This is a genomic window from Rhizobium sp. NZLR8 (assembly GCF_019685025.1).
Taxonomy (GTDB): Bacteria; Pseudomonadota; Alphaproteobacteria; order Rhizobiales; family Rhizobiaceae; genus Rhizobium.
This window is the reverse complement of record NZ_JABDVY010000002.1, coordinates 292,922-316,795: the sequence shown is the minus strand read 5'-3', so window position 1 is coordinate 316,795 and position 23,874 is coordinate 292,922. Positions and strand designations below refer to the sequence as shown.

The window sequence follows — 23,874 nt, the reverse complement described above, 5'->3', positions numbered from 1 at the left end:
GCATCCCCGCGACTCGAAGAAACAGAAATGGTCTATCTGAGGAGACAGTCATGGAATTGAAGGACGCAACTTTGTTTCGGCAGGCCGCATTGGTCGGCGGCGATTGGATCGAGGCCGGGGACAATGCGATCGCCGTGGATAATCCCGCGACCGGCGAGATCATCGGCCGCGTTCCCAATCTGGGGGCTGCGGAAACCAAGGCGGCGATTGCCGCAGCCGAGATTGCGCAGAAGGAATGGGCAGCCCGCACCGCCAAGGAACGGTCGGTGATCCTGCGGCGCTGGTTCCAGCTGATGATGGACAATCAGGACGATCTCGGCCGCATCCTGACATCAGAACAGGGCAAGCCGCTTACTGAAGCCAAGGGCGAGATCGCCTATGGCGCGAGTTTCATCGAATGGTTTGCCGAGGAGGCGCGGCGTGTCTACGGCGACATCGTTCCCGGCCATCAGAAGGACAAGCGCATTCTGGTGATGAAGCAGCCGATCGGCGTCGTTGCCGCCATCACCCCGTGGAATTTCCCGAATGCGATGATCACCCGCAAGGCGGGGCCGGCCTTTGCCGCCGGCTGCGCCATGGTGTTGAAGCCGGCCTCGCAGACGCCCTTTTCGGCAATTGCCATTGCCATCCTTGCCGAGCGCGCCGGCTTCCCCAAAGGCCTGTTCAGCGTCTTGACCGGCTCGGCGCGCGCCATCGGTGGCGAGATGACCGCAAGCCCCGTCGTACGCAAGCTGACCTTCACCGGCTCGACCGAAGTCGGCACCGAGCTTTACAGGCAGAGCGCCGCGACCATCAAGAAGCTTGGGCTGGAACTCGGCGGCAACGCCCCCTTCATCGTCTTCGACGATGCCGATCTCGATGCGGCCGTGGAAGGTGCTTTGATCGCCAAGTTCCGCAACAACGGCCAGACCTGCGTCTGCGCCAACCGCCTCTATGTGCAGGAGGGTGTCTATGACGCCTTTGCCGAGAAGTTGTCGAAGGCCGTCGGAGCGCTGAAGACCGGCAACGGCTTCGACGAGGGCATCAATCTCGGCCCGCTGATCGACGAGGCAGCACTTGCCAAGGTCGAAGAGCATGTCGCCGATGCGCTTTCCAAGGGCGGCCGGGTCATTGCCGGCGGGCATCGCCATCGGCTCGGCGGGCGCTTCTATGAGGCGACGGTGCTGGCCGACGTCGCCGCTGGCATGGCTGTGGCGAAGGAAGAGACGTTCGGACCGGTGGCTCCACTCTTCCGCTTCAAGGACGAAGGCGATGTGATCGCCCAGGCCAACGACACCGAGTTCGGTCTCGCCTCCTATTTCTACGCCAAGGATCTCGCCCGGGTCTTCCGGGTCGCCGAAGCGCTGGAATACGGCATGGTCGGCGTCAATACCGGGCTGATCTCGACGGCCGAAGCCCCCTTCGGCGGCGTCAAGCTCTCCGGCCTCGGCCGCGAAGGCTCGAAATACGGCATCGAGGAATTCACCGAAATCAAATATGTCTGCCTCGGCGGCATCGCCTGAGGCCAAAACAAGGCCCAAGACAAGCATAGCCCATCCACGATTTCTGTTCTTTTCGAGAAACGGCCGTCATGGCTATGGGCTTGCCGTCGAGGCGGCGTCATCGACCTGTCGGCTCACCACGGTGCAAGCTGAGCATCGTGGAGGGTCACCGGCCTTTTGCAGAGCAAACTCCGACGGCGTATCCTCGATTCGATGATGACCCTTTCGCAAGTTCATCCAGGCGCTATGGTGCAGGAAAAGCAAGGGCGAGCATGGGACAAGATACAAGCCACCTTCAGGAGCGGATGACGATTGTCGGTGATCTCGAGGCTGCGTCCTTTGTCCCCTGGATCCGGCGCCATGCCGCCAAGCTCGGGCTCTCGCACAGCATATCTCATACAAGTTCGATGCGGATCGAACTCGAGCTTTCAGGACCGGAGGATTTGATCGACATGATGGAGGTGGGGTGCTCGCTGGGGCCAATCGACGTATGGGTCGAGAGCATAGAACGCACGGCGATCATCGGAGAAACGGCCTGACACCAAATGCGGTTTTGCGATGTGCATATTATTTAATCAATATTGCCAATGCGAAATAACTATGCAAACGTGAGGCCTTGAGCGCAACTGCCTTGAGGCCAAGGTGGAGCGTGCTCTACAAAACATAGTATGGTTCAGGAAGTCTAGTCATGCCATCCGATACGACCGGCTTTTGGACGCCAGTCGCCCTTTCCCGGGATCTGCCGGCCGCAACCGTCATGCCGGCCCGGACGGCATCTGGATCGATAGCCCTCTGGCGCAGCGCTTTGGGGCGTATATCGGCATCGGCGGATCGCTGTCCGCACCGCGGCATGCGTTTGTCCCATGGCTTCGTGCGCGGCGAGGCACTTTCCTGCATCTATCACGGCTGGAGCTATGGTCAGGCCGGAAACTGTCTGCGCATTCCCGCCCATCCGGGGCTGGCGCCGCCGGAAACCATCCGTGTCGCCACCCATGACGTCGAGGAAGCGGGCAGCGTGATCTGGGTGGCGGTCGGCACGCCCACTTCGAAGCCGCCGAGGCTTGACGGCCTCATGCCCCTGCGCTCGCTGACGGCGTTTGCCGGCACTGCCGCGATCGAGGCGGCAGCCGGCGTGAAGGCGAACCCTGACGGTCTTATCGAGATCGACGCATCCACGGGCAGCTTCTGTCTGCTATTATCCGCTCAGGAAGATGGGCAGACGCTGATCCATGTGCTGCTGAAGGGTGACGTCGGCCCCGCCGTCGCCATCGGCGCTTCGCGGGCCGCCGAAGGCCTGCGCCGCCGGGCTGAAGGTCTTCAGAAAAAGGAGATCGCGCGGTGAGGATGCAGGCGATGATCGACGAATGGTATCCGGTCGGGCTTTTCAGTCAGCTTGAGAGCCCCGGTCGCAGGACGGCGTTGATGGGCGAGCCGATCGAAGTGGCGAGCGACGCCGATGGCAATGCGCGGGTAACGGCCGGCGACGGCCGTGTTCTGCCGGTGCGCGTACGTTACGGCCATGTTTGGTCTTCCCTCGGCGAGCCGAAGAAGGATATTTTCCCGATCCCCGAGGCCGACCAGCCCGGCCGCCGTTTCGTCGACGTCGGCGTGGTGCGGGTACGCTGCTCGCCCCTGCGCGCCGTCGAGAACTTCCTCGACATTGCCCATTTCCCCTTCGTCCACACCGACATTCTCGGTGCAGAGCCGCACACGGAGGTTCAGAACTACAAGGTCGAGATCCGCGAGGAGGAGGACGAAGTCTGGGCAACGCAGGTGAAGTTTTACCAGCCGCAGGCCTCCAAGTCGGCAAGCGGCGGGATCACCACGGAGTATATGTACCGCGTGCCGGCACCGACCTGTTCCGTGCTCTACAAGACCTGCCCGCCGCGCCCGAGCGAATGGGATGTCATCACGCTCTTCGTGCAGCCGCTGGCCGAGGACCTGTGCGACGTCTGGCCGTGGATGGCGCTCTTCGACGACGAAACTGCGATGACCGACCTCATCCACTTCCAGCAGACGATCTTCCTGCAAGACCGTTCGATCCTCGAAAACCAGATCCCGCGGCTCCTGCCGCTTGATCCCGGTATGGAAATCCCGACGCGGGCCGATCTGACATCGATCGCTTACCGGCGTTGGCTCAAGCGTCACAATTATACTTACGGCGCACAGCTGGTGGCGCAATGAGGCTCTACGACTACATTCTTTCCCCCAGCTGCTACAAGGTGCGCCTGATGGCGGCGCTGACCGGCGTGAAGCTGGAACTTCGTCCGGTGGATTTCCATCCCGGCGCCGAGCATCGCGGCCCCGAGCTTCTCACCCTCAATCCGGCAGGCTCCATTCCGATCCTGGAGGATGGTGATCTGATCCTGACCGAGTCGTCGGCGATTCTCGTCTATCTCGCCGCCAAGGCAGCACCCGAATGGCTTGGTAATGGCGCGGCGCGGGAAGCGGCCCAGGTGCAGCAATGGCTGTCGTTCTCCGGCCGGCTGACGGCAAACCTCGGCGGCGCGCGACTTCATGAGATGCTGCTGCGGCCGGGCGATATCGGCGCGCTGCAGGCCCAGGGTATCGCCGCACTTCGCGAGCTCGAGGCCGGGCTCGTCGAGCAGGGTCTTCGCGGCGTGCGCTTTCTTGCCGCCGACCGGCCGACAATTGCCGACATCGCCTGCTTTCCCTATGTGGCGCTGGCGCCCGATGGGGGCGTGACGCTGGATGCTTATCCCGCCATCCGGCTCTGGTCGCGGGCGCTGCGAGCCCTCGACAAGTTTATCGAAATGCCGGGTATTCACCGGCTGCACGAATTGAAGCCCGAACCTCATATCGAAGAACCGGGCGAGGCGTGACATGACCGGCTATCTCCTGAAGAACTGCGCGGCCGTGATCGTCGACGAGGGCAAGGGGCCGGTCGTCCGTCGCCATGTCGATCTCCTGACCGACGGTTCGGCGATTGTGGCGATCGGCGAAAATCTGGCGGCGGACGCGCTTTTCGCCGGCACGACTGTTCAGGATGCTGCCGGCTGGTTCGTCTATCCCGGCCTCGTCAACACCCATCATCATTTTTTCCAATGCTTCGTGCGCAATCGCGCCGATCTCGACTGGACGAAGCTTTCGGTCATCGAGTGGCTGGACTGGATCTACCCGATCTTTTCGCAGCTCAACGAGGAGTGTTTTTACCACTCCTCCGTCACGGCGATGGCCGAGATGATCAAACATGGCTGTACCACGGCTTTTGACCATCAATACAATTTCCCGCGGCACGCCGGGAAGCGGCTGATCGACCGCCAGTTCGAAGCAGCCGAACTGTTCGGCATGCGCTTCCACGCCGGCCGCGGCGGCAATACCCTGCCGAAGTCGGAGGGCTCGACCATTCCCGACGAGATGCTGGAAACGACCGATGAATTCATCGCCGACTGCGCCCGGCTGATCGACACTTACCACGATGCCAACCCCTTCAGCATGCGCCAGGTCGTGGTGGCGCCCTGCCAGCCGGTGAATTGCTATCGCGAGACCTTTGCGGAATCGGTGGCGCTGGCGCGTGATCGCGGCGTCATGATGCACACCCATGTCGGCGAGGGCGAAAGCCCGGTCATTCATGCTCGCCATGGCATGCGCACGGTCGATTATCTGGAAGAAGTCGGCTTTGCCGGGCCGGACACCTTCTATGCCCATTGCTGGGAGTTGAGCCACGACGAACTCAGGAAGATGGCGGCGAGCCGCACCGGCGTGGCGCACTGCCCGGAGCCGGTCTATCTGGTCGGCGCTGAAGTCACCGACATTCCCGCCATGGCCGCCTTCGGCCTGCGCATCGGCCTTGGTTGCGACGGGGCCGCCTCCAACGACAATTCCAACCTGATGCACTGCCTGCACTCCGCCTATATGCTGCAGTGCCTGGTCTCCTCCAGCCGCGCCCATCCCGTGCCGCCGCCCGTCGATTTCCTCGGCTACGGCACGACAGGCGGTGCGAGCCTGCTCGGCAGGCGCGACATCGGCCGACTGGCGCCCGGCATGGCAGCCGACCTGTTTGCGATTGACACGCGCCGCATGGATTATGTCGGTACGCGGCACGATCCGTTGAGCCTGATTGCCCGCGTCGGCATCGGCATGGCGACCGACATGACGATGATCAATGGCCGCATCGTCTGGCAGAAGGGGGAATTCCCAGGTCTCGACGAGGCCAAGCTTTCTGCCGACGCCGAGGCTGCACTCGCAGCCGTGAAATTCTAAAAACCAAAAAAGGGAACGCGTGAACATGACCAAATTGACCCGCAGAAACCTGATGACGGCCGCTGCCGCCACCGGCCTTGCCGGCGCGCTCGGCCGCCGTCTTGCCTTCGCCGCCGACCAGCCGCTCGGCATCACCCTCGTCGTCCCTTCGCCGATCGGCGACGTAGGCTGGGGGCACGCCCTTGCCGCCGGTCTCGAGCCGATCAAGGCCGCTTACGGCGACAAGGTGAAGGTCACGGTGCTTGAGAATATCGCCGAAGGCCCGGACGCCGACCGCATCATGACCAAGACCGTCGCCGACGGAAATAAGTTCCTGATTGCCGGCTCCTTCGGCTATCAGAACGGCGCCCTGCAGATCGCCCGCCGTGATCCGAGCGTGACGGTCCTGCATGCCTCCGGCTTCCAGGTTGCTCCGAATTTCTCGCCGTTCGCCGCCAAATATTTCCAGGGCACCTATCTGCTCGGCATGGCCGCGGCGGCGCTTTCCAAGACCGGCAAGCTCGGCTCCGTCTCGGCCTTTGCCATTCCCGAGCTCATTACCTCGATCAACGCCTTTACGCTCGGCGCCCAGGCGGTGAAGCCGGATATCGAAGTCTCCGTCGTCTGGGTCAATTCCTGGTTCGACCCGGCCAAGGAGCAGGAGGCAGCCAAGGCGCTGATCGCGCAGAAGTGCGACGTGATCTTCTCCAATGCGCAGGACACGCCATCCGTCATCTCTGCCTGTGAGGACGCCGGCGTCTACGCCTTCAACCTCAATTCGTCGATGAAGAAGTATGCGCCGAAAACCTATCTCGGCTGCATCTCGACGGACTGGTCGCCTTTCTTCAAGGCTTCGGTCGATGCCCATCTCGCCGGTACGTTCAAGGGGGCCAATACGTTCCTCGGCGTCGCCGACAAGGTCGTCGAAGTGGTCGACTGGAACCCAGATATTCCGGCCGACGTAATGACCAAGATCAAAGAGGTCGAGGCAAAGATCGCCGACGGCAGCTTCTCGCCCTTCACCGGGCCGATCACCAAGGCCGACGGCAGCGAAGGTGCCGCCTCGGGCGCAACCATGGCCGACCCTGAGATCATAGCCATGAATTGGCACGTCAAGGGCGTCTCGACGCCGCTGCCGAAATAATTCATGACCACCCCGCTCCTGTCGCTGCGTGGCATTTCGAAAAGCTACGGCCAGATCCATGCCAATCAGGCAATCGATCTGGATGTGGCTCCGCAATCGATCCATGCGATCCTCGGAGAAAACGGGGCGGGAAAATCGACGCTGATGAAGCTGATTTACGGTGTCGAGCAGCCGGACGACGGAGATGTCGTCTGGGAAGGAACACCCTTGCGCCTCGCCTCCCCCGGGGAGGCGAGGCGCAAGGGCATCGGCATGGTCTTCCAGCACTTTTCGCTGTTCGAGACATTGACGGTCATCGAGAATATTCAGCTGGTGGTGCCGGGTCGCAAAGCTGATCTCAAGGAACGTATCCGGACGCTTGGACGGGAGTTCGGCCTCGAAGTCGATCCGCTTGCCCATGTGCATGCGCTGTCGGTCGGCGAGCGGCAACGGGTGGAGATCATCCGAAGCCTGATGACCAATCCGAAGCTGCTGATCCTTGACGAGCCCACCTCCGTCCTGCCGCCGCAACTGGTGGAGAAACTCTTCGACACCCTGCGTCGGCTGCGCGACGGCGGCGTTTCCATCCTGCTGATTTCCCACAAGCTCGAAGAAATTCGGGCGATCTGTGACCGCGCGACGATTCTGCGGAGCGGACGCGTGACCGGAGATATCGACCCGCGCGATCACGACGCCCATGACCTTGCCCGGATGATGATCGGCCGCGATATGCCGGCACCCATCTCGGCGCTGCCGCTGTCTGGCGGGGAAAAGCGGCTGGAGATCATCGGTTTGGACCACCAGCCCGACGATCCCTTTGCGGTGCCGCTCTCCGGCCTCAGTCTCGAAGTGCGTTCCGGCGAAATCCTTGGGATCGCCGGTATTTCGGGCAACGGCCAAAGTGAGCTTGCCGCGCTGATTTCGGGCGAGACCATGCTGGGGCGCGAACAACGCGACCGGATCTACATGATGGGAATGGATGTCGGCAGGCTCGATGCCGCCGCGCGGCGGCAGCTCGGATTTGCCTTCGTTCCGGAAGACCGGCTCGGACGCGGCGCCGTGCCGGAAATGTCGCTCGTCCTCAACAGCTTGCTGACGGCCCATCCACTCAAGCTTTTACGGCGTGGTCTCATCGAAAGGGCACGAGCGATGACATTCACCAAGGATTGTATCCGTCAGTATGATGTCCGCACACCCGGTCCGGATGCGGAAGCCGGCACCCTGTCCGGCGGCAACCTGCAGAAGTTCATCGTTGGCCGCGAAATCATGCTGTCTCCGAAATTGCTTTTCGTGGCGCAGCCGACCTGGGGCGTCGATGTCGGCGCTGCATCCGCCATCCGCAGCCGCCTGGTCGCATTGCGCAATCAGGGCATGGCGATCCTCGTCATTTCCGAGGAACTGGAAGAACTGTTCGAGCTCTGCGATTCCATCCAGGTGCTGCATCACGGCCGGCTCAGCCCGCCGCTCGCAACGCGGGACACGAAGCCCGAGGAGATCGGCCGATACATGATCGGGGCACATACCTCGCCCGAGAAAGTCCAGTGATGAGCGCTTGGTTACCCGCTTCCGTTCCCACCCTGGTCCGCCGGGAGCATGCATCGCTGGCTGCGGCCCTCTGCGCACCCGTCATCGCGCTCGGGGGGGCGATCGCACTTAATCTTTGCCTTTATGTCTTGATGGGCCGCGACCCCGTCGCGGTCGTCTATGCGATGCTTTTCGAGCCCTTCCTCTCCTGGGCTTCATTTTCGGAAGTGCTCTTAAAGGCTGGGCCCCTCCTCCTGATCGCCCAGGGGCTGGCAATCGGCTTTCGCGCCAAGGTTTTCAATATCGGCGCCGAAGGCCAGTTTATCCTTGGGGCGATCTTCGCCTCCGCCATTCCGGTCTGGTTTCCCCAGGCGACGGGCCAGTGGATCTGGCCGGCGATGCTGCTGCTCGGCGCCATCGGCGGCGCACTCTGGGCTTCTCTTACCGCCTTCTGGCGCGTACGCCTCAACGCCAACGAGATCCTCGTTTCGCTGATGCTGAGCCTCGTTGCCGCGCAACTGTTGAACTATCTGCTGCTCGGCCCCTGGAAGGATCCGAACGGCTTCAATTTCCCGCAGTCGGTGATGTTCCAGTACGATGCGATGGTGCCGACCCTGATTGCCGGTACTCGTGTCAACGTCTCCTTCCTCATCACCCTCGTTTTGTCGGTTGCGGCCTGGGTCTTCATGCAGAAGAGCTTCATCGGCTATAAGCTGCAGGTCGGCGGCCTGGCGCCGAGGGCTGCCGGCTACGCCGGCTTCAGGGAAGGTTGGGCGATCTGGCTTTCGCTGCTGATCGGCGGTTTTGCTGCCGGCCTTGCCGGCGCCGCCGAAGTTGCCGGTCCGCTCGGCCAGCTGCAGCGTTCGGTCGCGAGCGGCTATGGTTATGCGGCCATCATCGTCGCCTATCTCGGCGGCCTGCATCCAATCGGCATCGTGGTCTCGGCGCTGGTCATGGCGGTCATCTATATCGGCGGCGACAATGCCATGGTCTCGGCCGGCCTGCCGATCGCCGCCGTCCGTGTCTTCCAGGGCAGTCTGCTGCTCGCCTACCTGATCGCCGTCGCCTTCGTGCGCTACCGTCTTGAATGGCGCCGCACCGCCCAGCGGAGCCTGCCATGAACGCCATCGAGTTCATTCTTGCCGGCATGCTTGCTGCCGCGACACCGTTTCTTCTGGCAGCACTCGGCGAACTGGTGGCCGAGCGCGCTGGTGTCCTCAACCTCGGGGTCGAGGGATTGATGGCGCTTGGCGCCGTGCTCGCCTTCATCGTCGTTTATCATGGCGGCGGACATTTTCTCGGCTTCATCGCCGCAGGGCTCGGCAGCGCTGCCCTTTCCCTGCTTTTTGCCTTCGTCACGCTCGGGTTCCGGGCAAACCAGGTGGCCGCCGGCCTTGCCATCGGCATCCTTGGCCAGGGCCTCTCGGCGCTTTTCGGCAAGACCTATGAAAGCCTGACGGTCAAAGGTCTTTCAAAGCTTGCTCTTCCAGGGCTGTCGGAACTCCCGGTCATCGGCGGTCTTTTCGTCCAGGACATCGTCGTGTGGATTTCGCTCGCCGCGACCCTCGCTCTCTGGGCCATACTTGCCTACACCAAGCTTGGTCTCATCGTCCGGGCCGTTGGCGAGAACCCGAAGGCCGCCCACGCTATCGGCTATTCGGTCATATCGGTCCGTATCCTCGCCATCGCCTTCGGCGGCGCGATGGCCGGCTTCGCCGGCGCCTACGCGGCGGTCGTCTACACACCACTTTGGGCCGACGGAATGATCGCCGGACGCGGCTGGATCGCCGTCGCTCTGGTCGTCTTCGGGACCTGGCTCACCGGTCGCATCTTCCTCGGCGCCTGCCTCTTCGGTGCGGTCTCGCTGATGGGGCTTGCAGCCCAGGCAAGCGGGCTGGACGTTCCCTCGCAATTGCTCTCGAGCCTGCCTTATCTCGTCACGATCATCGTGCTCGGCATCATCTCCGCCGACCGCCGCCTGCTGAAACTGAACGGCGTCGCTTCACTGGGCGAACCATTCGAGCGATAGAGCATCGTGCGGAAAGGTGTCAGCGGTCAGCCGCGATCGCGTTTCTTGCGACTGCGCACTTCAAATTGGACGAGCAGCGACTTGAGTTCGATCTCGCGAACGCGTCGTGCCGCTTCATCCGGGCTGACCCATTCGAGAATACGCTGATCCCGCTCCTTGAAATCGCCGCTGATTTCCGTGACTTCAATCTGAAACATGTCGACGATACAGGGGGCCACATCGCCATTGTCGAATTCTTTGAGATAGGTATAGCGTCCGACCGGCTTCTTCTTCACCAGCCCGCGCACGCCTGCCTCCTCCCATGCTTCGATTGCTGCTGCTTCGAAAGGCTTTTTCCCCTTCATCGGCCACCCTTTCGGGATGACCCAGCGTGCGCTCTCGCGCGATGTGATCACCAGGATTTCGACCTCGGATCCGGCATTGCAATGGCGGAAGCAAATAGCGCCATATTGTTGGCGGAATGCGCCGGCGAACAGCGTTTCAGGAACAGCAGCGAGCTGCCGCAGTAGTGGCTGGGTTTTGTCCAGTCTAGGCTTCCTGCCTTTTTTGCTAGGCGTCATAGCGATGGAGTAGCCGATTTGCTTGTTGCTTCAATTGCCTGAGCGTGTTTATGACACATTTATGACAGTCGGCCGCACGAGGAAGGTTCGCAGGCATGATGAGCATTTTTCGCAAGCTGATGCCACGGGAAGACAGATTCTTTGAAATGTTTTCCAAGCATTCGAAGACCGTCGTTGCCGCGGCGCACGCCCTCGATCAACTCCTGAAGGGCAATGACGTTCAGAAAAACTGTGAACGTATCGTCACATTGGAAAACGAGGCCGACGACGTCACGCGTGAGGTTCTTCTTGCCGTTCGGCGAAGCTTCATCACGCCCTTCGACCGGGGGGACATCAAAGACCTTATTCAGTCGATGGATGATGCGATCGACATGATGCACAAAACTGTCAAGACGATCCGCTTGTTCGAGCAATCCTGCTTCGATCCGCTCATGCAGCAGATGGGCAGTGAAATCGTCAAGGCGGCAAACCTTGTCGCCGAAGCGATACCCCTCCTCGACAAATTGGGAGCCAATGCGCAACGTCTCGCAGCCATCGCGGAGGAGGTCACCCGAGTGGAGGGACGTTCCGATGAGCTCCACGACCAGGGCTTGAAGGAGCTGTTTGTGCGTTATGGCGCCAGCGGCAATGCGATGGCCTACATGATCGGAAGCGAAATCTACGGAGAACTGGAGAAAGTCGTCGACCGCTTCGAGGATGTCGCCAACGAGATCAGCGGCATTCTCATCGAGAACGTCTGATGGATGCCTCCCTCGCTTTGCCGCTGCTCGTCGGCCTGGTCGTTGTCGCCCTGTTCTTCGACTTTCTCAACGGTCTGCATGATGCGGCCAATTCGATCGCCACGATCGTCTCGACCCGCGTCCTGCGGCCACAATATGCGGTCGCCTGGGCGGCGTTCTTCAATTTCATCGCATTCCTGTTCTTCGGTCTGCATGTGGCCGAAACGCTGGGAACCGGCATCATCGATCCTGCGATCGTTTCGCCTCAAGTGATCTTCGCCGCACTGATGGGCGCTATCATTTGGAATATTCTCACCTGGATTTTCGGAATTCCGTCCAGTTCGTCGCATGCGCTTGTCGGTGGGCTGGTGGGGGCCGGCCTGGCAAAGGTGGGTTTCAGTTCGATCGTCTGGAACGGCCTCCTAAAGACCGTCGGTGCCATTTTCCTTTCGCCAGCCATCGGCTTCCTGCTCGCCCTCGTGCTGGTGCTCGCCGTCTCCTGGTTATTCGTCCGGCAAACGCCGTTTGCGGTGGATCGGACATTTCGCGTCATGCAATTTGTGTCCGCTTCGCTCTACTCGCTTGGCCACGGCGGGAACGATGCGCAGAAGACGATGGGCATCATTGCGGTACTCTTGTTCAGCCAAGGATATCTTGGCCCGACATTCTACGTGCCTTTCTGGGTGGTCATTTCCTGCCAGTCGGCAATGGCTCTCGGTACGCTCTTTGGCGGATGGCGGATCGTTCATACCATGGGGTCGAAGATCACTCGGCTCAACCCCATGCAAGGTTTCTGCGCAGAGACGGGCGGAGCGTTGACACTCTTCGGAGCGACGTGGCTCGGTATTCCCGTTTCGACGACGCATACCATCACTGGAGCAATCGTTGGAGTGGGCGCGGCTCGTCGTGTTTCAGCCGTGCGCTGGGGATTGGCCGGCAACATCGTGATAGCCTGGATCGTAACGATGCCGGCGGCTGCGGCAATATCCGCAGCGTTCTACGGCCTCGTATCTTTGCTGCAATGAAATGAGGTGACGGCGAGGCAATCACCTCGCATTGACCCTCCCCTCTTGAGCTTTGCCAGTGGCAATACCGACGAATAGGGCGGGCAGAATCCATTCCCCCGTCCTCGTCATCGCGACTTCCATATTGCGTGCACTGCACAAATAGAGCGCTCCCATGGCTGCGGCCACAGCAGTAATCGCACAAAACGGAAGCAGAAAATAACAAAGCCCAAAAAATAGGCATTTATCAATTCTTCGCATTTCTCCTTTTGCTTCATGCCGTTACCAACTCTTCTTGAAATTGGCACGCTGCTTGCAAGTCCTGAGATGCACCGGTCAACGGCGACCGGTGCGGATAGGCGCGGCATAAGCGCCTACATCAGACACCGACGTCGCAAGGTCTTTGCTCTCCGGGATGCTCCCATCCCCTGGACGCAATTTCCAGCGGCGTTTTTTTGTGTCCAAATTCAGCCAGCAGAGGGAACCTGCGCATGACAACGAATTTGAAGACTGGGATTTCGACAATAGGCATAACCCGCCGCAGCATGCTCAAGACGACCGCAGCGGCTGCCCTCATCGGCGCCGTCAAAACTGCCTTTCCGTCCGGCGCCTTCGCAGCCGGAGCAGGCCCTGAAGTGAAAGGCGTCAAGCTCGGCTTTATCGCTCTCACGGATTCCGCGCCGCTGATCATCGCTAGAGAGAAGGGCTTTTTCGACAAGCATGGCCTTCCGGAAACGGATGTGGCCAAACAGGCATCCTGGGGCGCGACCCGCGACAATCTCGTGCTGGGCGGCGCAGCAAACGGTATCGACGGTGCCCATATCCTCTCGCCGCTGCCCTATCTCATGCATACCGGCAAGGTGACGCAGAACAATAAGCCGGTGCCGATGGCGATCCTCGCCCGCCTCAACCTCGACAGCCAGGGCATTTCCGTCGCCAAGGAATATGCCGAAACCGGCGTGCAGCTCGATGCCTCGAAGCTGAAGGCCGCGTTCGAGAAAAAGAAGGCAGAAGGCAAGGAGATCAAGGCCGCCATGACCTTCCCGGGCGGCACACACGACCTCTGGATACGCTATTGGCTCGCCGCCGGCGGCATCGATCCAAACAAGGACGTTTCGACCATCGTCGTGCCGCCGCCGCAGATGGTTGCCAATATGAAGGTCGGCAACATGGACGTCTTCTGTGTGGGCGAACCGTGGAACGAGCAGCTCGTCAACCAAGGCATCGGCTTCACCGCGGCTACCACCGGCGAGCTCTGGAAGGGTCATCCCGAAAAGGCGCTGGGGCTCCGCGCCGAATGGATCGAAAAGAATCCCAATGCGGCCAAGGCCTTGCTGATGGCTGTCATGGAGGCCCAGCAGTGGTGCGAGAGCATGGATAACAAGGCGGAGATGGCGGACATTCTCGGCAAGCGCCAATGGTTCAACGTTCCGACGAAGGACGTGCTCGGCCGCCTCAAGGGAGACATCAATTATGGCAACGGCCGCGAGGTCAAGGCCACCGACCTCTACATGAAGTTCTGGAAAGACGGCGCCTCCTATCCGTTCAAGAGCCACGATACCTGGTTCATGACGGAAAACATCCGCTGGGGAAATCTGCCGGCGAGTACCGACATCAAGGCGCTGGTCAACCAGGTGAACCGTGAAGATATCTGGCGCGAGGCCGCCAAGGATCTCGGTGTCGCGGCGGCCGATATTCCCGCCTCGTCTTCCCGTGGCAAGGAGACCTTCTTCGACGGCAAGATCTTCGACCCTGAAAATCCTTCCGCCTATCTCGACAGCCTTTCGATCAAGGTTGTCTCCTAACCCCGCCTCCGGCGCGCCACGGGCGCGCCGGCCTTTCGTTCATGTGAGGAGCGCGTCGATGTCCGCCCTGGCAAATAAAGCAAATCCCTCCACTGCCGTCTCTGCCAAGCCGGCGGCAAAAATTCTGCCATTATCCGGCAAGCAAAGATCACGGATCGATTTTCGTCATGCGGCAACCGCCACGTTTCGCAACGTCGTTCCGCCAGCCGTGGTGCTGGCACTCATCCTGCTCTTCTGGCAGGCGCTCTGTTCATCGCCGGATGCGTCCTTGCCCTCGCCGCATCGGGTCTGGCAGGAGAGCTACGACCTGATCGCCTATCCGTTCTTCAACAACGGCTCCCAGGATATCGGGCTTGGCTGGCGCGTGCTCGTTTCGCTGCAACGCGTGCTCTATGGTTTTGGCTTGGCCTCCGTCACCGGCGTTATCGTCGGAGCGATCATCGGCCAATCGGTCTGGGCAATGCGCGGTCTCGATCCGATCTTCCAGGTGTTGCGAACGGTTCCGCCGCTCGCCTGGTTGCCGCTATCGCTCGCAGCCTTCCAGGATTCCAACCCTTCCGCGATTTTCGTCATCTTCATCACCTCGATCTGGCCGGTGATTATCAACACCGCCGTCGGCGTACGTAATATCCCGCAGGACTACCGCAACGTTGCCGAGGTGCTGCGGCTCAATCAGTTCGAGTTTTTCTGGAAGATCATGCTGCCATCGGCGGCCCCCTACATCTTCACCGGCCTGAGGATCGGAGTCGGCCTCTCCTGGCTCGCCATCGTCGCGGCCGAAATGCTGACCGGCGGCGTCGGCATCGGTTTCTTCATCTGGGACGCATGGAATTCGTCGCGCCTGCCGGACATCATCGTCGCGCTCGCCTATATCGGTATCGTCGGCTTCGCACTCGACAAGCTGGTGGCTGCGCTCGGCAAACTCATCACGCGCGGCGCCACCGCCAACTAAGGAACGTCCCGATGAATGCCTATCTGAAGCTCGATCATATCGACAAACATTTCGATCGCAGCGGCGTGCGCGCCGAGGTTTTGAAAGACATCAACCTGACGATCTCCGCGGGCGAATTCGTCTCGATCATCGGCCATTCGGGCTGTGGCAAATCCACTCTGCTCAACCTCATTGCCGGCCTGACCCCGGTTTCCGCCGGCGCCGTGCTCCTCGAAAATCGTGAGGTCAACGGACCCGGTCCCGAACGCGCCGTCGTTTTCCAGAACCACTCCCTGCTGCCTTGGCTGACGGTTTACGAGAACGTCAATCTGGCCGTCTCCAAGCTCTTCAACCGAACGAAGACCAAGGCCGAGCGGCATGACTGGGTCATGGCCAACCTCGACCTTGTGCAAATGGCGCATGCGAGGGATAAGCGGCCTTCGGAAATTTCCGGTGGCATGAAACAGCGCGTCGGCATTGCCCGCGCGCTTTCGATGGAGCCGAAGATCTTGCTGCTCGACGAGCCTTTCGGTGCGCTGGATGCGCTGACCCGCGCCCATCTTCAGGACGCAGTGATGGAAATCCACGCCCGGCTCGGCAACACGATGGTGATGATCACCCATGACGTCGATGAGGCGGTGCTGCTCTCCGACCGCATCGTGATGATGACCAACGGCCCGGCGGCCCGCATCGGCGAAGTGCTCGATGTGACCATGTCTCGTCCCCGCAATCGCATCGAACTCGCCTCCGACCGGACATATCTCAAATGCCGGGAGGCCGTGCTGAAGTTCCTTTACGAACGCCACCGCTTCATCGAAGTCGCGGAGTAGAGACCGGAAACAACGGCGTGATTGACCGGTCGCAGCCTGCTTACTCCTCGGCCGTTGCAAATACCGCGCTGGCATCGCTGACAATTTCCACGTGGGAATATGCCGCCTGCCCCGCGGCGGCTGCGTCCGCGCGCATGATTGCGGTCACGATCCGGCCGTGCTCTTCATAGGATTTCGCCAGACGTCCGGGCAGACGGAACTGCGCCCGCCGAAAAGCCGCGAGCCGCGCCCGCGTCTGAGTCACCATCTCGAAGACATGATCGTTATGCGCGCCGCGATAAAGCCGGGTGTGAAATTCGGTGTTGTGAGCCGAATATTCCTCTTCCGCGCCGGCATGCACGAGCTTCACCGATCCCCGATGATCCAGTTCCAGCGCCCGCCGCTCATCGACCGTCATACGCTCGGCCGAGAGCCTGGCACAGATCGCTTCGAGTTCCGCCATCGCCTCGAACATCGAATGCAGATAAGCCTCGGTGACATTGGTAACGACGGCACTGCGGTTTGGTTCGCGCGCAACCAATCCCATGGCGCTGAGCTCACGCAAGGCTTCTCTGACCGGTGTGCGCGAAACGTCGAAACGAACCGCGAGCGACACCTCGTCCAGCTTTCCGCCCGGCAGGATTTCGCCTGTGACGATCATGTCGGAGATCGCCCTCACCATCTGTTCGACGGTGGTTCCGGTGCGGATGATTTCTCTGCGTTTGGCCTGCTTCACGATACGAATCTGCTCACGTCAACACTCTGCATACAGATGCCGCTCAGCACGCCATAAGTCAAACTACGTGGCGAAGATATTGTTAGATTTTCACTTTCCGATGCAAGGCACAGTCCGCAACAGCTTGTCGACTCGCTGACTGCGCACCTAGATTGAGTAAAAAACAGTTCATGATTATTTTTTATGCGTTACTGCGGTCAATCTGCATGCACTTTAAACAATACAGGCTGCTACTCCAAAAATAATATATAAAAAACAATAAATTGGGTTCTGGCATGAGCATTGCATGCACTTTACTGTCCTGTTTCGCAAACCGGCCCAGCGCCGCAAGGAGCATTCCAATGACCAAACTCCTTTCCATGAACCGCCGCAATTTCCTGCAGGCTTCCGCTGCCGGAGCGCTGGCCAGCGCCATACCGGGCCTGATCGGCTCCTCCGCAGCGGCCCAAACCGCGCTGACCATCGGCTTCATCTATGTCGGCCCCAAGGACGACTACGGCTACAACCAGGCGCATGCGGAAGGCGCCGCCGTGGTCAAGGCGCTGCCGGGCGTGACGCTGGTCGAAGAAGAGAACGTTCCGGAGACCGTCGATGTTCAGAAGACCATGGAGTCGATGATCAATCTCGACGGTGCGACCCTGCTGTTTCCGACCTCCTTCGGCTATTTCGACCCACACATGCTGGCCATGGCCGCTAAACATCCCGACGTTCAGTTCCGCCATTGCGGCGGCCTCTGGCAGGAAGGCAAGCACCCGGCCAATACGGGCTCCTATTTCGGCTATATCTTCCAGGGCCAGTATCTGAACGGCATCGCCGCCGGCCATGCGACGAAGAGCAAGAAGATCGGCTTTGTCGCCGCCAAGCCGATCCCGCAGGTTCTGCAGAACATCAACGCCTTCCTGCTCGGCGCGCGCGCAGTCGACCCTGCTATCACCTGCCAGGTAATCTTCACCGGCGAGTGGTCGCTCGCCGTCAAGGAGGCCGAAGCCACCAACGCCTTGGTCGACCAAGGCGCCGACGTCATCACCTGCCACGTCGATAGCCCGAAAGTGGTTGTCGAGACGGCCGCGGGCCGCGGCGCCTTCGTCTGCGGCTATCACGCCAACCAGAGCCCGCTCGCTCCCGAAAAGTACCTCACGGGCGCCGAATGGGCCTGGGGCAACGTCTATGGCGACTTCGTCAAGAAGGCGCAGGCCGGCGAAAAGCTCGGCAATTTCGTGCGCGGCGGCCTGAAGGACGGCTTCGTCAAGATGAGCGCGCTCGGCCCCGGCGTGTCCGCAGAGGGCCGCAAGGCCTTCGAAGCCACGCAGGCGGACATGATGAAGGGCGGCTTCTCGGTTTTCAAGGGACCGTTGAAGGACAACAAGGGCGACACCGCCGTGGCTGCAGACAAGAGCTACGCTGAAGACGCGATCGAGCTCGAAAGCATGAATTATCTGGTCGAGGGCGTCGTCGGGTCCACATCGTAAACCGCGAAGGGAGAAGCGCCATGACCATCGAGGCCAATCCTGCAATATCGATCGCGGGAAAACCGGCTTCGCTGCGCCCGGTCCTCGAATGGACCGCGCGGCGAGCCGAGCCGATCGTCATCGGCCTCGCGGCCATCCTGATCGGTCTTGCGCTTTTCTCCCTCTTCATCCTGGCGGTCGGCAAGTCGCCGGCCACCCTCTTCCAACTGATGTACACCGGCGGCTTCGGCAGTTGGTTTTCGGTGCAAAACAGCCTAAGCCGTGCCGCACCCCTTCTCCTGACGGCACTCTGCGTCGCCCTGCCCGCCCGTCTCGGCCTCGTCATCATCGGCGGGGAAGGAGCGGTTGTGTTGGGCGGCGTTGCTGCCGCAGCCATGGCTCTGCCGCTCGCCGGCACCGCGCCGGTCTTCCTCACCCTCGTTCTGATGGCGATGGCGGCCATGGTGGTCGGCGGCATCTGGATCGGCCTCGCCGGGTTCCTGCGCCACTACCGCGGCGTCAACGAAACCATATCGTCGCTGCTGCTCTCCTATATCGCCATTGCCCTGATGAACCAGTTCGTCGAAGGGGTGCTCCGCGATCCGGCAAGCCTCAACAAGCCGTCGACCAGGCCGCTGCCGGCGGAATACATGCTCGGCAATATACCCGGCATGGACGTGCATTGGGGTCTTGTCATCGGCATCCTCGCCTGCATGGTCTCGTGGATCGTGATCGAGGCGACGAGCTACGGTTTTGCCGCCCGCATCGCCGGCGGCAACGTGCGAGCCGCCCAGATCCAGGGGCTGCCGGTCGGCAAGCTGATCGCGGGATTTACCGCACTTGCCGGCAGCTTTGCCGGTCTGGCGGGCATGATCGAAGTGGCGGCGGTGCAGGGAAGTGCCAATGCTTCGCTTGCGGCGGGCTACGGTTATACCGGCATCCTCGTCGCCTTCCTCGCCAGGCACAATCCGCTGGCGATCATTCCAGTGGCGATCCTGCTCGGCGGCATCGAAGCCTCGGGCGGCCTCATCCAGCGGCGCATGGGCCTGCCGGATGCGACCGTTCTGGTGCTGCAGGGAACGCTCTTCATCGTTATTCTTTTCTGCGAGACATTCTACGGCCGCTTTAAGATCTTCAATCCCGATCTCTGGAAAAGGAGCCTCTGATGGAAGAGACAGGCATCGGCATCTGGGGCGTGCCGCTGGCGATCTTTGCAGGCGCCATCCGCGTTTCCACCCCGTTCATCTTCGTTAGCCTCGGCGAGACGATCACCGAACGCTCCGGCCGCATTAATCTCGGCCTGGAAGGCACGCTGGTCTTCGGCGCCATGACGGCTTATGCGGTGGCCGTCATGACTGGCTCACCGACCCTCGGCGTGGTGGCCGCGATGATGGCCGGCGCGATCTTCGGCGTCATCCACGGCTGGATCTGCAAATTCCCCAAGGTCAATGACATCGCCATCGGCATTGCCATGATGCAGTTCGGTCTCGGCATGGCGTTCTTCCTCGGCAAATCCTTCATTCAACCCGTGGCGCCGAAACTGCCCTCGATCGCGCTCGGAGGCTGGTCGAGCATGCCGCAGCTACAGGCGGCGCTCAATATCAACGTGCTGTTCTTCATCGGCGCCGCACTTGCTCTCTTCCTGTTCTGGGCCTTCAAGAACACCCGCATCGGTCTGATCCTGCGCGTCGTCGGCGATAGCACCGACGCGGCCCGGGCCATGGGCATCGACCCTGACCGGGTTCGCCTGCTGGCGACGGCCGCGGGCGGCTCGCTGGCGGCGATCGGCGGCGCCTACCTTTCGCTCTATTATCCGGGCTCGTGGAACGAAGGCATCTCGTCGGGTCAGGGCCTGATGGCCGTGGCCCTAGTGATCTTCGCGCGCTGGAACCCAATCGGCTGCTTCCTCGCCGCCCTGCTTTTCGGCGGTGCCGGCGCGCTCGGCCCGGCGCTGCAATCGGTCGGCGTCACACAAGGCTACTACCTCTTCTACGCTGCCCCTTATGTCCTCACCCTCATCATCCTGATTGCCACCTCCTCGCCCACCCGCTCGCTCGCCGGTGCGCCGGGCGCGCTGTCGCTGACGAAATAACGGAGCCTTGTGATGAACGGACTTGGCGGTCTCAACAAATCTGCCGCGGAATAGGAGAGAGAATGATGGACGCGATGGTCGAAACCAAAGGGCGTTTTATCGACGCCGATCCGTATCCGTGGCCCTATAACGGCGCTCTCAGGCCTGATAACACCGCCCTCATCATCATCGACATGCAGACGGATTTCTGTGGCAAAGGCGGCTATGTCGACCACATGGGCTACGACCTGTCGCTGGTGCAGGCGCCGATCGAACCCATCAAACGCGTGCTTGCCGCCATGCGGGCCAAGGGCTACCACATCATCCATACGCGCGAGGGCCATCGCCCCGACCTCGCCGATCTGCCGGCCAACAAACGCTGGCGCTCGCGGCGGATCGGCGCCGGCATAGGGGATCCCGGCCCCTGCGGCCGCATCCTGACGCGTGGCGAACCCGGCTGGGACATCATCCCCGAACTCTACCCGACCGAAGGCGAGACAATCATCGACAAGCCCGGCAAGGGTTCGTTCTGCGCCACCGATCTTGAGCTCATCCTCAACCAGAAGCGCATCGAGAACATCATCCTCACGGGAATCACCACCGATGTCTGCGTCTCGACGACGATGCGCGAGGCGAACGACCGCGGCTACGAATGCCTGCTGCTGGAGGACTGCTGTGGGGCGACGGACTATGGAAACCACCTCGCCGCCATCAAGATGGTGAAGATGCAGGGCGGCGTCTTCGGCTCGGTCTCCAATTCCGAAACCTTTGTGAGCCAGCTGTCATGAGCACCGTTCGCGACACGCCCCTTCCCAAGGCCGGCAAGGCGATCGGTATCGATACGCTCGGCATGACCATGCGCTTCGGCAGCTTTACCGCGCTCGACAACGTCTCGATCGCCGTTCCGGCCGGCTCTTTTCACGCGCTTCTCGGCGAAAACGGCGCCGGCAAGTCGACGCTTGTCAAATGCATCATGGGCTTCTATCACGCCACGTCAGGCTCGCTGTCGGTCGACGGCCGCGAGGTAGCGATCGGCTCACCCAAGGATGCCGCGACCTACGGGCTCGGTATGGTCTACCAGCATTTCACCTTGGTTCCCTCTCTGACCGGCGCGGAAAACCTGGTCATCAGCCGTGCCGAAGTACCTGCGGTGATCAACTGGGCCGGGGAACGCAAGGATCTGGCGGGTTTCATGGAGCGCATGCCGTTCAAGATTCCGCTCGACAGGCCGGTGAGCCAGCTTGCCGCCGGCGAAAAACAGAAGCTCGAAATCGTCAAGCAGCTCTACCTCGGCCGCTCCTTCCTCGTTCTCGACGAGCCGACCTCGGTGCTGACGCCGGCGGAGGCAGACGAGATGCTCGGCATCGTGCGCGGGATGACCGAGCGCGGCGAACTCACCGTGCTGATGATTTCTCACAAATTCCACGAAGTGACGAAATTCGCCGATGCCGTCTCGATCCTGCGGCGCGGCAAACTGGTCGGTGCCGGCAACGTCGGTGAGCTCTCCACATCAGATATGGCGGCGATGATGATCGGCGACGTCAAGCTCGCCGAACTCGACAGCCGCCTGCCGGTGGCGGAAGCGGCAAGGCCGGTGCTGTCCGTAAGCCGGGTGAAAGCCCCGGATCGTTCCGGCCTGAAAACGATCGAAATCGACGAGCTTACGGTGCGCTCCGGCGAGATCGTCGGCATCGCCGGCATATCGGGCAATGGCCAGAAGGAACTGACGGAAATCCTCGCCGGCCAGCGCCCGACCGATAGCGGCCAGGTCATGGTCAATGGCGAGGCTTACGGCGCAACCCGCGACGAGACCCGCAAGAACAGGGTGCGTTTCATCCCCGAGGAGCCGTTGCAGAATGCCTGCGCGCCGAAGATGACGGTGAGCGAGAACCTTGCGTTCCGCACCTTCGACTTGAAGCCGGACGGCAAGGACGCGATCTGGTTGAACAGGGCCAGCATGAAGAAGCGTGCGTCGGCGCTGATCTCCGACTTCAAGGTCAGGACCGCCTCTTCCTCCTCGCCGATTGCAGCGCTTTCAGGCGGCAACGTGCAGCGGGCGGTGCTCGCCCGCGAGCTGACCGGCGACGTCGATCTGCTCATCGTCTCCAACCCGTGTTTCGGCCTCGATTTCTCGGCCGTTGCCGAAATCCGCGCCCGCATCATGAAGGCGCGCAATTTGGGTGCTGCCGTGCTGCTGCTCTCCGAAGACCTCGACGAACTGCTCGAAATGTCCGATCGCATCATGGTCATTTCGGAAGGCAGGCTGGTTTACGAGACACCGGCGCGTTCGGCCGATATCGGCGTGATCGGCGCCCACATGGCGGGGCATCACTGATGGTGGGGATTAGAGCCGAACCTTTCGCTTTTCCGGTGAGGCACGATGAACTCGCCCTTATCGTCATCGACATGCAGCGCGATTTCGCCGAAGCCGGCGGCTTCGGTGCAAGCCTTGGTAACGATGTCAGCCGCATCACCCGCATCGTGCCTGATGTCAAACGCCTCATCCAGGGCTTCCGCAATGCCGGCCTGCCTGTGATCCATACGATGGAGTGCCACCGGCCGGACCTGTCCGACCTGCCGCCGGCGAAACGCGACCGCGGCAATCCTTCGCTCAGGATCGGCGACGAAGGCCCGATGGGCCGCATCCTGATCTCAGGCGAACCCGGCACGGCGATTCTTCCGGAACTTGCTCCTGTGAAGGGGGAAATCATCATCGAAAAACCCGGCAAGGGCGCCTTCTACGCTACCGAGCTTGGCGCCATGTTGCAGCAGAAGGGTATCAGTCAGCTCGTCTTTGCCGGCGTCACCACCGAAGTCTGCGTGCAGACGACCATGCGCGAAGCAAACGACCGCGGCTATGAATGCCTGCTCGCCGAGGAGGCGACGGAAAGCTATTTCCCCGAATTCAAAGCCGCAGCCATCGCCATGATCCGCGCCCAGGGCGCTATCGTCGGCTGGACCGCCCATGTCGACGACATTCTGGAAAGCATTGCCAATGCCTGAAACGACCCGCGAACTGCTGACATCAGGCGGCTGGAAGGAAGTGGAATTCGTCCCTTTCCGCGAGAATGTCACCATTCACTGGATCCGCCCCTTCGAGGGCGACCAGCCGGGCGTGGCGCTGTTGAAATATGAGCCCGGCGCCTCCGTTCCCCGCCATCTCCACGAGGGGCTCGAGACCATCCTGGTGCTCGATGGTGTTCAATCCGACGAGACGGGCGATTACATCAGCGGTAGTTATATCGTCAATGCACCCGGCAGCGAGCATTCGGTCTGGAGCGATACCGGCTGTGTCGTGCTGATCCAGTGGGACCGGCCGGTGAAGATACTCGAAGAGGAAATCGCATGATTCCGTTCTTCGCCGCTGCATGGCAACGACAGCAGCGTCGAGCTAATTGAAGCGGTCTCACCCACTGGGGCGATTTCCATCA

24 protein-coding genes are annotated in these 23,874 nt (G+C 61.3%); 22 read left to right on the top strand and 2 right to left on the bottom strand.

Annotation, left to right across the window (positions count from 1 at the left end; all coding sequences use genetic code 11):
* Positions 1–50: 50 nt before the first annotated feature.
* The 10 genes from gabD (at position 51) to HJB89_RS05505 (ending at position 10,360) form a co-directional block, all read left to right on the top strand.
* Positions 51–1,502: an NADP-dependent succinate-semialdehyde dehydrogenase gene (gene gabD, locus HJB89_RS05550; RefSeq protein WP_221149145.1), complete on the top strand. Its 1,452-nt coding sequence runs from the start codon at positions 51–53 to the stop codon at positions 1,500–1,502.
* Positions 1,503–1,753: 251 nt separating this feature from the next.
* Positions 1,754–2,020: an acylphosphatase gene (locus HJB89_RS05545; protein WP_221114938.1), complete on the top strand. Its 267-nt coding sequence runs from the start codon at positions 1,754–1,756 to the stop codon at positions 2,018–2,020.
* A 149-nt stretch (positions 2,021–2,169) separates the two neighbouring features.
* Positions 2,170–2,823, top strand: coding sequence for a Rieske 2Fe-2S domain-containing protein (locus tag HJB89_RS05540; RefSeq protein ID WP_207584943.1), 654 nt, complete (start codon positions 2,170–2,172; stop codon positions 2,821–2,823).
* The gene (locus tag HJB89_RS05535) at positions 2,820–3,665 is read left to right on the top strand and encodes an aromatic ring-hydroxylating dioxygenase subunit alpha (RefSeq protein WP_207584944.1); all 846 of its coding nucleotides are present in this window, start codon (positions 2,820–2,822) and stop codon (positions 3,663–3,665) included. The genes HJB89_RS05540 and HJB89_RS05535 overlap by 4 nt, the downstream gene beginning before the upstream one ends.
* A complete protein-coding gene (locus tag HJB89_RS05530) occupies positions 3,662–4,324 on the top strand; it encodes a glutathione S-transferase family protein (RefSeq protein ID WP_221139421.1) in 663 nt (220 codons plus the stop codon). The genes HJB89_RS05535 and HJB89_RS05530 overlap by 4 nt, the downstream gene beginning before the upstream one ends.
* A 1-nt stretch (position 4,325) precedes the next feature.
* Positions 4,326–5,705, top strand: a complete 1,380-nt coding sequence (locus tag HJB89_RS05525) for an amidohydrolase (protein ID WP_207584946.1) — start codon at positions 4,326–4,328, stop codon at positions 5,703–5,705.
* A 25-nt stretch (positions 5,706–5,730) separates the two neighbouring features.
* Positions 5,731–6,828, top strand: coding sequence for a BMP family ABC transporter substrate-binding protein (locus HJB89_RS05520; RefSeq protein ID WP_207584947.1), 1,098 nt, complete (start codon positions 5,731–5,733; stop codon positions 6,826–6,828).
* A gap of 3 nt (positions 6,829–6,831) precedes the next feature.
* Entirely contained in the window at positions 6,832–8,352 is a 1,521-nt protein-coding gene (locus tag HJB89_RS05515) for an ABC transporter ATP-binding protein (RefSeq protein WP_207584948.1), read from the top strand.
* Complete coding sequence (locus HJB89_RS05510) at positions 8,352–9,452, top strand: ABC transporter permease (RefSeq protein ID WP_221149143.1); 1,101 nt, start codon at positions 8,352–8,354, stop codon at positions 9,450–9,452. Before HJB89_RS05515 ends, HJB89_RS05510 begins: the two co-directional genes overlap by 1 nt.
* Positions 9,449–10,360 carry an ABC transporter permease gene (locus HJB89_RS05505; RefSeq protein ID WP_207584950.1) on the top strand — a complete coding sequence of 304 codons (912 nt, stop codon included), beginning with the start codon at positions 9,449–9,451 and terminating at the stop codon, positions 10,358–10,360. The genes HJB89_RS05510 and HJB89_RS05505 overlap by 4 nt, the downstream gene beginning before the upstream one ends.
* A 26-nt stretch (positions 10,361–10,386) precedes the next feature.
* Here HJB89_RS05505 and HJB89_RS05500 read toward each other — a convergent pair whose 3' ends face one another.
* Positions 10,387–10,920, bottom strand: coding sequence for an NUDIX hydrolase (locus HJB89_RS05500; RefSeq protein WP_207584951.1), 534 nt, complete (start codon positions 10,918–10,920; stop codon positions 10,387–10,389).
* 95 nt (positions 10,921–11,015) lie between these two features.
* On the opposite strand from HJB89_RS05500, the gene HJB89_RS05495 reads away from it, so the two are divergent.
* The 5 genes from HJB89_RS05495 (at position 11,016) to HJB89_RS05475 (ending at position 16,209) form a co-directional block, all read left to right on the top strand.
* Complete coding sequence (locus HJB89_RS05495) at positions 11,016–11,660, top strand: DUF47 domain-containing protein (protein WP_207584952.1); 645 nt, start codon at positions 11,016–11,018, stop codon at positions 11,658–11,660.
* Positions 11,660–12,664 (top strand): inorganic phosphate transporter, encoded by a 1,005-nt coding sequence (locus tag HJB89_RS05490; protein WP_033184194.1) that lies wholly within the window; start codon positions 11,660–11,662, stop codon positions 12,662–12,664. The genes HJB89_RS05495 and HJB89_RS05490 overlap by 1 nt, the downstream gene beginning before the upstream one ends.
* Before the next feature lie 470 nt (positions 12,665–13,134).
* On the top strand, positions 13,135–14,448 hold the full coding sequence (locus tag HJB89_RS05485; RefSeq protein WP_207584954.1) for a CmpA/NrtA family ABC transporter substrate-binding protein: 1,314 nt from the start codon (positions 13,135–13,137) through the stop codon (positions 14,446–14,448).
* Between the two features lie 58 nt (positions 14,449–14,506).
* A complete protein-coding gene (gene ntrB, locus HJB89_RS05480; RefSeq protein ID WP_207584955.1) occupies positions 14,507–15,400 on the top strand; it encodes a nitrate ABC transporter permease in 894 nt (297 codons plus the stop codon).
* 11 nt (positions 15,401–15,411) lie between these two features.
* Complete coding sequence (locus tag HJB89_RS05475) at positions 15,412–16,209, top strand: ABC transporter ATP-binding protein (protein WP_207584956.1); 798 nt, start codon at positions 15,412–15,414, stop codon at positions 16,207–16,209.
* A gap of 40 nt (positions 16,210–16,249) precedes the next feature.
* Here HJB89_RS05475 and HJB89_RS05470 read toward each other — a convergent pair whose 3' ends face one another.
* Positions 16,250–16,924 (bottom strand): GntR family transcriptional regulator, encoded by a 675-nt coding sequence (locus tag HJB89_RS05470; protein WP_207584957.1) that lies wholly within the window; start codon positions 16,922–16,924, stop codon positions 16,250–16,252.
* A 341-nt stretch (positions 16,925–17,265) separates the two neighbouring features.
* On the opposite strand from HJB89_RS05470, the gene HJB89_RS05465 reads away from it, so the two are divergent.
* The 7 genes from HJB89_RS05465 to HJB89_RS05435 all read left to right on the top strand — a co-directional run bounded on the left by HJB89_RS05465 (position 17,266) and on the right by HJB89_RS05435 (position 23,792).
* Positions 17,266–18,393: a BMP family ABC transporter substrate-binding protein gene (locus tag HJB89_RS05465; protein ID WP_207584958.1), complete on the top strand. Its 1,128-nt coding sequence runs from the start codon at positions 17,266–17,268 to the stop codon at positions 18,391–18,393.
* Between the two features lie 20 nt (positions 18,394–18,413).
* Complete coding sequence (locus tag HJB89_RS05460) at positions 18,414–19,538, top strand: ABC transporter permease (protein ID WP_207584959.1); 1,125 nt, start codon at positions 18,414–18,416, stop codon at positions 19,536–19,538.
* On the top strand, positions 19,538–20,464 hold the full coding sequence (locus HJB89_RS05455) for an ABC transporter permease (protein ID WP_207584960.1): 927 nt from the start codon (positions 19,538–19,540) through the stop codon (positions 20,462–20,464). Before HJB89_RS05460 ends, HJB89_RS05455 begins: the two co-directional genes overlap by 1 nt.
* A 65-nt stretch (positions 20,465–20,529) precedes the next feature.
* A complete protein-coding gene (locus tag HJB89_RS05450; RefSeq protein WP_207585174.1) occupies positions 20,530–21,231 on the top strand; it encodes a cysteine hydrolase family protein in 702 nt (233 codons plus the stop codon).
* A complete protein-coding gene (locus HJB89_RS05445; RefSeq protein WP_221131369.1) occupies positions 21,228–22,778 on the top strand; it encodes an ABC transporter ATP-binding protein in 1,551 nt (516 codons plus the stop codon). Before HJB89_RS05450 ends, HJB89_RS05445 begins: the two co-directional genes overlap by 4 nt.
* Positions 22,778–23,446 carry a cysteine hydrolase family protein gene (locus HJB89_RS05440; RefSeq protein ID WP_221149142.1) on the top strand — a complete coding sequence of 223 codons (669 nt, stop codon included), beginning with the start codon at positions 22,778–22,780 and terminating at the stop codon, positions 23,444–23,446. The genes HJB89_RS05445 and HJB89_RS05440 overlap by 1 nt, the downstream gene beginning before the upstream one ends.
* Positions 23,439–23,792 carry a cupin domain-containing protein gene (locus HJB89_RS05435; protein WP_221149141.1) on the top strand — a complete coding sequence of 118 codons (354 nt, stop codon included), beginning with the start codon at positions 23,439–23,441 and terminating at the stop codon, positions 23,790–23,792. Before HJB89_RS05440 ends, HJB89_RS05435 begins: the two co-directional genes overlap by 8 nt.
* The last annotated feature ends 82 nt before the right edge of the window (positions 23,793–23,874 follow it).

Bases quoted from the DNA above. Each gene is read 5' to 3' on its own strand.
- gabD (WP_221149145.1), top strand. From the start codon at position 51: ATGGAATTGAAGGACGCAACTTTGTTTCGGCAGGCCGCATTGGTCGGC.
- HJB89_RS05545 (WP_221114938.1), top strand. From the start codon at position 1,754: ATGGGACAAGATACAAGCCACCTTCAGGAGCGGATGACGATTGTCGGT.
- HJB89_RS05540 (WP_207584943.1), top strand. From the start codon at position 2,170: ATGCCATCCGATACGACCGGCTTTTGGACGCCAGTCGCCCTTTCCCGG.
- HJB89_RS05530 (WP_221139421.1), top strand. From the start codon at position 3,662: ATGAGGCTCTACGACTACATTCTTTCCCCCAGCTGCTACAAGGTGCGC.
- HJB89_RS05525 (WP_207584946.1), top strand. From the start codon at position 4,326: ATGACCGGCTATCTCCTGAAGAACTGCGCGGCCGTGATCGTCGACGAG.
- HJB89_RS05520 (WP_207584947.1), top strand. From the start codon at position 5,731: ATGACCAAATTGACCCGCAGAAACCTGATGACGGCCGCTGCCGCCACC.
- HJB89_RS05515 (WP_207584948.1), top strand. From the start codon at position 6,832: ATGACCACCCCGCTCCTGTCGCTGCGTGGCATTTCGAAAAGCTACGGC.
- HJB89_RS05510 (WP_221149143.1), top strand. From the start codon at position 8,352: ATGAGCGCTTGGTTACCCGCTTCCGTTCCCACCCTGGTCCGCCGGGAG.
- HJB89_RS05505 (WP_207584950.1), top strand. From the start codon at position 9,449: ATGAACGCCATCGAGTTCATTCTTGCCGGCATGCTTGCTGCCGCGACA.
- HJB89_RS05500 (WP_207584951.1), bottom strand. From the start codon at position 10,920: ATGACGCCTAGCAAAAAAGGCAGGAAGCCTAGACTGGACAAAACCCAG.
- HJB89_RS05495 (WP_207584952.1), top strand. From the start codon at position 11,016: ATGATGAGCATTTTTCGCAAGCTGATGCCACGGGAAGACAGATTCTTT.
- HJB89_RS05490 (WP_033184194.1), top strand. From the start codon at position 11,660: ATGGATGCCTCCCTCGCTTTGCCGCTGCTCGTCGGCCTGGTCGTTGTC.
- HJB89_RS05485 (WP_207584954.1), top strand. From the start codon at position 13,135: ATGACAACGAATTTGAAGACTGGGATTTCGACAATAGGCATAACCCGC.
- ntrB (WP_207584955.1), top strand. From the start codon at position 14,507: ATGTCCGCCCTGGCAAATAAAGCAAATCCCTCCACTGCCGTCTCTGCC.
- HJB89_RS05475 (WP_207584956.1), top strand. From the start codon at position 15,412: ATGAATGCCTATCTGAAGCTCGATCATATCGACAAACATTTCGATCGC.
- HJB89_RS05465 (WP_207584958.1), top strand. From the start codon at position 17,266: ATGACCAAACTCCTTTCCATGAACCGCCGCAATTTCCTGCAGGCTTCC.
- HJB89_RS05460 (WP_207584959.1), top strand. From the start codon at position 18,414: ATGACCATCGAGGCCAATCCTGCAATATCGATCGCGGGAAAACCGGCT.
- HJB89_RS05455 (WP_207584960.1), top strand. From the start codon at position 19,538: ATGGAAGAGACAGGCATCGGCATCTGGGGCGTGCCGCTGGCGATCTTT.
- HJB89_RS05450 (WP_207585174.1), top strand. From the start codon at position 20,530: ATGGACGCGATGGTCGAAACCAAAGGGCGTTTTATCGACGCCGATCCG.
- HJB89_RS05445 (WP_221131369.1), top strand. From the start codon at position 21,228: ATGAGCACCGTTCGCGACACGCCCCTTCCCAAGGCCGGCAAGGCGATC.
- HJB89_RS05440 (WP_221149142.1), top strand. From the start codon at position 22,778: ATGGTGGGGATTAGAGCCGAACCTTTCGCTTTTCCGGTGAGGCACGAT.
- HJB89_RS05435 (WP_221149141.1), top strand. From the start codon at position 23,439: ATGCCTGAAACGACCCGCGAACTGCTGACATCAGGCGGCTGGAAGGAA.